The organism is Cognatilysobacter lacus (assembly GCF_008274655.1).
In the GTDB taxonomy this organism is placed as follows: Bacteria; Pseudomonadota; Gammaproteobacteria; order Xanthomonadales; family Xanthomonadaceae; genus Cognatilysobacter; species Cognatilysobacter lacus.
In genome coordinates, this window is record NZ_VTRV01000232.1 from 1 (window position 1) to 2,538 (window position 2,538).

Genomic DNA, 2,538 nt, shown 5'->3' on the forward strand with positions numbered 1-2,538 from the left:
CGCAGCGCGGTCCGCTTCCCCGTTCGCGCGACGCCGCCGAACACCACGCAGCGCCATCGCCGCACCCCGACGCCGTGCGCGCCGCGCAGGCAAGGCTTGCGCACCTCGGCTATACCGGTACGGACGGCAAGCTCGTGCAGGCCGATGGTGTTGTCGGCCCGAATTCGCGACACGCGACCGAGCAGTTCCAGCGCGATCGCGGGCTGGCAGTGACGGGACGGTTCGACGAGCCCACCCATCTGCGGCTCGCGGCGGAAGACCGCACGATGGCGAGCAGTACGCATCCCGCTAACGCGCTGTATCGCCAGTCGCTCGGCGCCGTGCAGGAGCTGGACCGACGACTGGGAATCCCCGGTGGACCACACACGACGGCGCTTGCCGGCGTTGCCGCAGCGGAGGCCGCCCGTGCCGGGCTAACGCACGTCGATCGCGTGGAAATCGGCGCGGATCGTGCGCATGTGCAGGCGGTGCAATTCAGTCAGGGGGTCGACAACGGATCGACCAACCGCATTTCTGCCGCGATCGTCGTTGCCAGTGCGGTCACGCAGTCGCTCGAGACGAGCAGCAGCCAGGCTGCGCACGCGATCGAGTCAAGAGCGCTCGTCGCCCAGCAACTTGCGCGGGAGCACGCGCCGGCACGCAGCCCGGTGCTCTAGCGGTTGGGCCCGGCCGCGATCGCAATGCGAACACCGTCGGCATATCCCGTGTTATCCCGTGCTAGCCGCTTGAATGGCTTGACGCGGATCGTGGGCCCGGCGGTGCGTCCTAGTGACGTCGACGCCAATGCACGCGGCACCACGATTCGCCAGACCCGACCTATTGCCTGCAACGCGGCTCGACTGCAATCTAGGATCCACCGCGCCCGTCACCCTCGGGCGCCCAAGCAAGGATGCTGAAGATGCTCCGTCGTGTCGCGCTGTGCCTGTCGCTTCTCACCATCTCCGCCTGCAACGGCGCCGAGCAGGGCGGCGCGGCGTCGCGCGCCGCGAAGTCGTCCGCCGCCAACGCGGGCGCGCCGCACCAGCCGCAACCCGCACACGAAGCGAAGCCGGCCGGCGATACGTACGCCAACATGCCGTACGCGAAGGCGCGAGGCGCGCTGCTCGCGGCGGGATGGCTGCCGTTGCGCACGCCGGAATGCCGCACGAACGTCGGCGGCGATGCGCCCGTATGCAACGCGCTGCCGGAAACCGACAGCTGCAGCGGCGACGGTCATTGCCTGATGCGGTTCGCGAAACCCGGAGGCGCGCAACGCCTGACGCTGCATGCATTCGGCGATGCCTCGAAGTGGAACGGGCCCGACGCGGACTTCATGGTCCTGTCTTCGGAAACCAGGGCATTGCCAAGCGCGGCGCCGGCTGCATGCCCGGGCAAGGATTTCAAGGCATTCCTGCACGCCTACGCCACGAGCGCTAGCGTGCGCAGCGCGTTTACCGCGCCCGTTGTGAAGGCGGCGGAGCTGCACTCGGACGAGCAGGGCGATCGCGTGGAGCCGGTGGCCTACGCGTCATCGGACTACAACGGTTTCAACCTCGCCTACGACGGCCGCGCGTTCCATCACATCGACGCGGAAGGACATACCGATAGCGCGCCGCTTCCGGTCCAGACCACCGACGCCGCGGACGGCGGCACCACGGTGCGTTACGCGTACGGATCGTCGGAAGGCCGCGCCTATCGCTTCGAACGCAGCGGCGATTGCTGGCGTCTCGTGGAGCAGCTGCCCCCCGCCCTCGATTGACGCTACCCCTCGACAACGCCAGCAAGGAGCCCAGCATGTCGCGATACACCATCACCGAGAGCGTCGGCAGCCACGTCGAATCGGTCCAGCGTTACGAAGACCTCGAGAAGCATCACCCGAGCTCCGGGCAGGAACCCGGACGCGACTACGCCACCGTCGATGGGCGCCTCGAGGAGGTGCGCCATGTCGGTGGGCACACGTACGTCAAGAAGGACATGATCTTCGCGGTCGACCACGGCGGCCCAACGAATATTCCCGCGCCCGCGAATGGTTTCGTGCACTACCTGCACGATCCGACCAACGCCGTGCGCATCTACGACCGCCCGTTCGGCGAGCCCGGCGCGGTGATGCTGGCGCAGGTGCTGCACATGCGCCCGGGAACGTCGCCCGCCGAAGGCAGCCGCGTCGAGTACGGCGCACCGCTCGGGCGCATGGGCGACACCGGGACCCCGGGCTCGATCCATGCGCACATCGAGATGGAGCCTGGCGCCTTCCGCCGTTACATCGCCGACATCGAGCGCGGTGCGATTACGCCCGATCGCCATCCCTCGGGCCCGAATCCGGCACCGTTGCCCGGCGGCGACGCGATGGTCGACGGCGTGCTGCGCGCGGGCGAGCACGGTACGCAGGTGCGTTCTCTGCAGCAGCGACTGAATGCTCTGGGCGTGCATGACGCACACGGCCGCGCGATTCCCGTCGACGGCGACTTCGGGGCGCGCACGGACGAGGCGCTGCGCAACTTCCAGCGCGCCCAGGGCCTCGGCGTCGACGGCGTTGCCGGGCGCGACACGTTCGCCGCG

At 69.0% G+C, this 2,538-nt stretch carries 3 protein-coding genes; all 3 read left to right on the forward strand.

What is annotated here, in order from left to right; all coding sequences use genetic code 11:
• Nucleotides 1-74: 74 nt before the first annotated feature.
• Nucleotides 75-656, forward strand: coding sequence for a peptidoglycan-binding domain-containing protein (locus tag FW784_RS13550; RefSeq protein ID WP_235893687.1), 582 nt, complete (start codon nt 75-77; stop codon nt 654-656).
• 242 nt (nt 657-898) lie between these two features.
• Nucleotides 899-1,738 (forward strand): hypothetical protein, encoded by an 840-nt coding sequence (locus tag FW784_RS13555; RefSeq protein WP_187770829.1) that lies wholly within the window; start codon nt 899-901, stop codon nt 1,736-1,738.
• A 35-nt stretch (nt 1,739-1,773) separates the two neighbouring features.
• A partial coding sequence (locus FW784_RS13560; RefSeq protein WP_149353856.1) for a peptidoglycan-binding domain-containing protein occupies nt 1,774-2,538 on the forward strand: 765 nt, incomplete at its 3' end.